The sequence below is a fragment of the Roseateles sp. P5_E11 genome (assembly GCF_054049355.1).
On record NZ_JBFUMO010000387.1, the window covers coordinates 1 to 5635 of the forward strand.

The following is a 5635-nucleotide window of genomic DNA, read 5'->3' on the forward strand; positions in this document are numbered from 1 at the left end:
CTGTGGAGGAGGGTGCCGAGGGTGAAGCCAAGCGCGTGCTGGCGCCGGATGCCGATGCCCCCAAGCTGCAGAAGGTGCTGGCCCAGGCCGGTATCGGCTCGCGTCGCGACATCGAGGAATGGATCGCCGAGGGCAAGATCGAGGTGAATGGCGAGGTCGCCCACGTCGGCCAGCGCATCTCCTTCGGTGACCGCGTGCGCGTCAATGGCAAGGAGGTGCGCGTGCGCATCTCGCCGCCGAACCCGCGCATCCTGGCCTATCACAAGCCCACGGGCGAGGTGTCCACGTTCAACGATCCGGAAGGCCGCCCGACGGTGTTCCGCTCGCTGCCGCGCGTGCAGGGCCAGAAATGGCAGTCCGTCGGCCGCCTGGACATCAACACCGAAGGCCTGCTGCTGTTCACCAACTCCGGCGAACTGGCCAACCAACTGATGCATCCGCGCTTCGGCGTCGAGCGTGAGTACGCGGCCCGGGTGCTGGGGGCGCTGAGCGACGAGCAGCGCGCCAAGCTGCTCGAAGGCGTCAACGTCGAAGGTCAAGTGGCCTCCTTCAAGAGCATCGAGGACGGTGGCGGCGAAGGCGCCAACCGCTGGTACCGCGTCGTCATCACCGAGGGCCGCAACCGCGAAGTGCGCAAGCTCTTCGAGGCTGTCGGCATGGTCGTCAGCCGCCTGATCCGCATCCGCTACGGCACCGTCGTGCTGCCGCGCGGCTTGAAGCGTGGCGTCTGGGTGGAACTGGGCGATGACGACGTGCGCGTCATCCGCCGCCTGGCCGGCCACACCTCCAACAGTGGCCAGGGCCAGAACTTCGGGCAAGGGCAGGGCAAGGGCCAGCCGCAACAGCAGCAGGGCCAAGGCAACAAGAACGACCGCAACAAGCGCCGCAACGACGAGCGCCACAGCGGCAGTGGCGGCCCGCGCCCGAGCCGCCCGCCCGAGGCGCCGCAGCCTCAGCAGGCCCGCCCGCCGCGCGAGGAGCGCGCCCCGCGCCGTGACGATGAGGAGGATGACGGCTTCATTCCGCATCACGTCAACCCGCTGGAGCAGACCTTCGACCGCCGCCATGCGACGAGCGGCAAGCGGGGCCTGCCTCAGGGCTTTGGCGCCGGCGGCAGCCAGCAGGACAACAGGCAAGGCAAGGGCGGTGGCAACAAGGGCAATGGCCCGCGTGAACCCGATCCGATGCAGACCTCGGTGGGCTATATCGGCGGTGATGCCTTCCTGCGCCGTGGCGGCGGCGGGGGTGGCCGCGGTGGCAAGGGCGGTGGCGGTGGCGGTGGCGGTGGCGGTGGCGGTGGCGGTGGCGGTGGTCGCTCCGGCGGCGGCTACGGCGGACGTCGCTGAAACTGGGCGGGGGATACAACTAGGGTCATCCCTGCCCGCTACAATCACAGGCTTTGTCCAATACGCCCCATCAGGAGAACCCCATGGCGATCGAAACCACCCTGTCCATCATCAAGCCCGATGCCGTGGCAAAGAACGTCATCGGCCAGATCTACGCCCGCTTCGAGGCCGCCGGCCTGAAGGTCGTGGCCGCCAAGATGGTGCACCTGTCGCGCGTCGAAGCTGAACAGTTCTACGCCGTCCACAAGGCCCGCCCCTTCTTCAACGACCTGGTCAGCTTCATGATCTCCGGCCCGGTCATGATCCAGGCCCTGCAAGGCGAAGGCGCCATCCTGAAGAACCGTGACCTGATGGGCGCCACCGATCCCAAGAAGGCCGAGAAGGGCACCATCCGCGCCGACTTCGCCGACAGCATCGACGCCAACGCCGTGCACGGCTCCGACGCCGCCGAAACGGCCGCTGTCGAAGTGGCCTTCTTCTTCCCCGGCATGAACGTCTACGCCGGTCGCTGATCAAGCCCACCCCTACCGGCTGACGCCGGCCCCTCAAGGGGCACTGCTAGCGGCCTGGCAAAGCCAGTTCCGCTGCAGTCGCTAAGTAAGACACTAGCCGGCGACGGTGGGGCGCTTGGAGGTTTGCAATGGATACGGTCAACCTGCTCGGATTCGATCTCCCAGGCCTGGCCGCCTACTGCGAGCAACTGGGCGAAAAGAAATTCCGTGCGACCCAGCTGTTCCGCTGGGTCCACCAGAAGGGCGCGTCGGACTTCGACCAGATGTCCGACCTCGCCAAGTCCCTGCGCGAGAAGCTCAAGGGCCGTGCCCACATCGCGGCGCTGCCGGTCATCTCCGAGCATGTCTCGACGGATGGCACCATCAAGTGGCTGTTCGATGTCGGTGCCGGCAATGCCGTCGAGGCCGTCTTCATTCCTGAGGATGATCGCGGCACGCTGTGCATCTCCAGCCAGGCCGGCTGCGCGGTCGGCTGCCGCTTCTGCTCGACGGGCCATCAGGGCTTCAGCCGCAACCTGACGACCGCCGAGATCACGGCCCAGCTCTGGTTTGCCGAGCACAACCTGCGCAAACGCCTCAACACGGCGGAGCGCGTGATCTCCAACGTCGTCATGATGGGCATGGGCGAGCCGCTGCAGAACTATGACCAGCTCGTGCCGGCGCTCAAGACCATGCTGGACGACCATGGCTATGGCCTGAGCCGCCGCCGCGTCACCGTGTCGACTTCGGGCGTCGTGCCCATGATCGACCGGTTGCGCGAGGACTGCCCGGTGGCCATGGCCGTCAGCCTGCACGCGCCGACCGATCCGCTGCGCGACCAGCTCGTGCCGCTGAACAAGAAATACCCCATCGCCGAGTTGCTGGACGCCTGCAACCGCTACCTCGAGAAGGCGCCGCGCGACTTCATCACCTTCGAGTACTGCATGTTGCAGGAGGTGAACGATTCGCCCGAGCAGGCCCATGAGCTGGTCAGGCTGTTGAGGAACAAGGTCAACTGCAAGATCAACCTGATCCCCTTCAACCCCTTCCCGGCCTCGGGCCTCACGCGCAGCACGAATGCGCGCGTGCAGGCCTTTGCCGAGGTGCTGATCCAGGCAGGTATCGTGACGACGGTGCGCAAGACGCGCGGCGACGACATCGACGCCGCCTGCGGCCAGCTGGCCGGCGAGGTGCAGGACCGCACCCGCGCGCATATCCGCATGGTCAGGGCACCCGTCACGGTGGCCAAATCCACCTGATGCCCCCTGGTGCCACCTTCGAGGAATTGATGAAGCGACTGTTGATCGTTCTGGCCACCGCCCTCCTTGCTGCCTGCGCCGGTACCACCGCGCCCAGCGCCGACCGCGAGATCAAGACCGACTCGGACCAGACCGACGGCGACCGCCGCGCCGCGATCCGGCTCGAACTGGCCCAGGGCTATTTCTCGCGCGGCCAGTTCAACACGGCCCTGGACGAGCTCAAGATGGCGCTGCAGCTCAAGCCCGACATGCGTGAAGCCGTCAACCTGCGCGGCCTCATCTACGCCGCCATGGGCKAGCACCAGCTTGCTGAGGAGGCCTTCCGCCGCGCCCTGGTCGTCTATCCCAACGATCCCGACACGCTGCACAACTACGGCTGGTTCATGTGCCAGCAGCAGCGCTGGCCGACGGCGGACTCACTGTTCGACCAGGCCCTGGCCCAGTCCACTTATCGCGCGCCGGCCCGCACCCTGCTCGCCAAGGGCGTCTGCGAGGCCCGTTCGGGCCGCATGCTGGTCGCCGAGAAGACGCTGGCGCGCGCCTTCGAGCTGGACCCCGGCAGCCCGGCTGTCGCCATGAATCTGTCCGATGTGCTGTTTCGCAACCGCGAGCTGGAGCGTGCCCGTTTCTATGTGAAGCGTGTCAACAGTCAGCCCGAGCAAGTCAATGCCCAGAGCCTGTGGCTGCAGTTGCGCATCGAGCGCAAGCTCGGCAACAGCGGCACGGTCGACGATCTGGCCATGCAAATGCGCCGCAAATACCCCCAGGCCCCGGAGACCCAGTCCCTGGACGCCGGCCGTTACGACGAATAAGCCGTGACTGCGGCGCACAGCAAGAACGAGACGATGGAACCCACCACCGAGGGACTCGCCAGCCAGGCCGCCACCGCGGGCGCCTGGCTCAGGAACGCGCGCCAGCAGCGCGGCCTGCACATCGCCGCCCTGGCGGTCATGCTCAAGGTGCCGCAGGCCAAGCTCGAGGCCCTGGAGGCCGACCGTTTCGACGAGCTGCCCGACGCCACCTTTGCCCGCGCGCTGGCCACGGCCATGTGCCGGGCGCTCAAGGTGGACCCGGCACCGGTGCTGGCGCTGCTGCCGCGCACGCGCGATCGCGAGTTCGACGTGCGCCCTGGGCTCAACCAGCCCTTCCGTGAGCGCGGTGCCGGCCCCATTGAAGGCGGCGTGCTGGGCCTGGCGACGAGGCCCGTCATCTGGGGACCGGTGCTGCTGCTGGTCGCTGCGGCAGCCATCTACTGGATCCCAGCGGGCTGGTTGCCCGAACGCGGCGCCAGTGTGGTGGCTCCAGCGGCGTCCGGCACCGTTGTCACGGCGAGCGCGCCGGTCGTCGAATTCGTGCCCGCACCCTCCGCCTCCGAACCAGCAACGACGTTGCCAGAACCTGTGGCATCTGCGCCGCTGCAGGTGCGTGATGTTGCACCGCCGCCCGCCGCCATGCCCGCCTCTGCGCCGCCGGTGAAGACGACGGTCACCGCTTCGCCCGGCAGCGCGCTGCGCGTGACGGCGACGGCCGATACGTGGATCGAGGTTGCCGACGCCAAGGGCCAGCCGCTGCTGTCGCGGGTGCTGCGTGCGGGCGAACAGCAGGAGTTCACGGGCGCCGCGCCCTACAAGCTGCGCATTGGCAATGTGCGCGGCACCCAGGTCGAATGGCGCGGTGCCGCCGTCGACCTGGCGCCGCTAGCCAAGGACAACATCGCTCGACTGGAGTTGAAATGATGAGCGAATGGATCATCCCCGAGGCCGCACCTGCGCCGCGCAGGAGCCGCCAGGCCCGCGTGGTCTGGGGCAGCCGTGTCGTCACGGTCGGCGGTGAGGCACCGGTGCGCGTGCAGTCCATGACCAACACCGACACGGTGGACGCCATCGGCACGGCCATCCAGGTCAAGGAGCTGGCGATTGCCGGCTCGGAGATGGTGCGCATCACCGTCAACACGCCCGAGGCGGCCGACGCCGTGCCCTACATCCGCGAGCAGCTCGATCGCATGGGCATCGACGTGCCGCTGGTGGGCGACTTCCACTACAACGGCCACCGCCTGCTGACCGAGCATCCGGCCATGGCCCAGGCCCTGTCCAAGTACCGTATCAACCCCGGCAATGTGGGCAAGGGCGACAAGAAGGACCGCCAGTTCGCCATGATGGTCGAGGCCGCTGCCAAGTACGACAAGGTCGTGCGCATCGGCGTCAACTGGGGCAGCCTGGACCAGGAGCTGCTCGCGCAGTTTATGGACGAGAACGCCAAGCGTGCCCAGCCCTGGGACGCCAAGCCGGTCATGTACCAGGCTCTCGTCGAATCGGCGCTAACGTCGGCCGCCTATGCCGCCGAGCTGGGTCTGAACCCCGACAACATCATCATCAGCTGCAAGGTCAGCGGCGTGCAGGACCTGATCTCGGTCTACCGTGAGCTGGCTCGCCGCTGCGACTACGCGCTGCACCTGGGCCTGACCGAAGCCGGCATGGGCACCAAGGGCACGGTCGCTTCCTCGGTCGCGCTGGGCATCCTGGCCCAGGAAGGCATCGGC

At 67.7% G+C, this 5635-nt stretch carries 6 protein-coding genes; all 6 read left to right on the top strand.

Translation table 11 applies throughout. The features are described 5' to 3' along the window. Window positions 1–1346, top strand: a 1346-nt coding sequence (gene rluB, locus ACXJKR_RS22620; RefSeq protein ID WP_457324716.1) for a 23S rRNA pseudouridine(2605) synthase RluB, incomplete at its 5' end; no start/stop codon positions are given. A gap of 83 nt (window positions 1347–1429) precedes the next feature. Next, window positions 1430–1858, top strand: a complete 429-nt coding sequence (gene ndk / locus ACXJKR_RS22625) for a nucleoside-diphosphate kinase (RefSeq protein ID WP_457324717.1) — start codon at window positions 1430–1432, stop codon at window positions 1856–1858. A gap of 128 nt (window positions 1859–1986) precedes the next feature. Further along, window positions 1987–3096, top strand: coding sequence for a 23S rRNA (adenine(2503)-C(2))-methyltransferase RlmN (gene rlmN, locus ACXJKR_RS22630; protein ID WP_457324718.1), 1110 nt, complete (start codon window positions 1987–1989; stop codon window positions 3094–3096). 29 nt (window positions 3097–3125) lie between these two features. Next, entirely contained in the window at window positions 3126–3908 is a 783-nt protein-coding gene (pilW, locus tag ACXJKR_RS22635) for a type IV pilus biogenesis/stability protein PilW (RefSeq protein ID WP_457324719.1), read from the top strand. A gap of 33 nt (window positions 3909–3941) precedes the next feature. Then, on the top strand, window positions 3942–4832 hold the full coding sequence (locus tag ACXJKR_RS22640; protein ID WP_457324720.1) for a helix-turn-helix domain-containing protein: 891 nt from the start codon (window positions 3942–3944) through the stop codon (window positions 4830–4832). Further along, a partial coding sequence (locus tag ACXJKR_RS22645; protein WP_457324721.1) for a flavodoxin-dependent (E)-4-hydroxy-3-methylbut-2-enyl-diphosphate synthase occupies window positions 4832–5635 on the top strand: 804 nt, incomplete at its 3' end. The genes ACXJKR_RS22640 and ACXJKR_RS22645, both read left to right, overlap by 1 nt.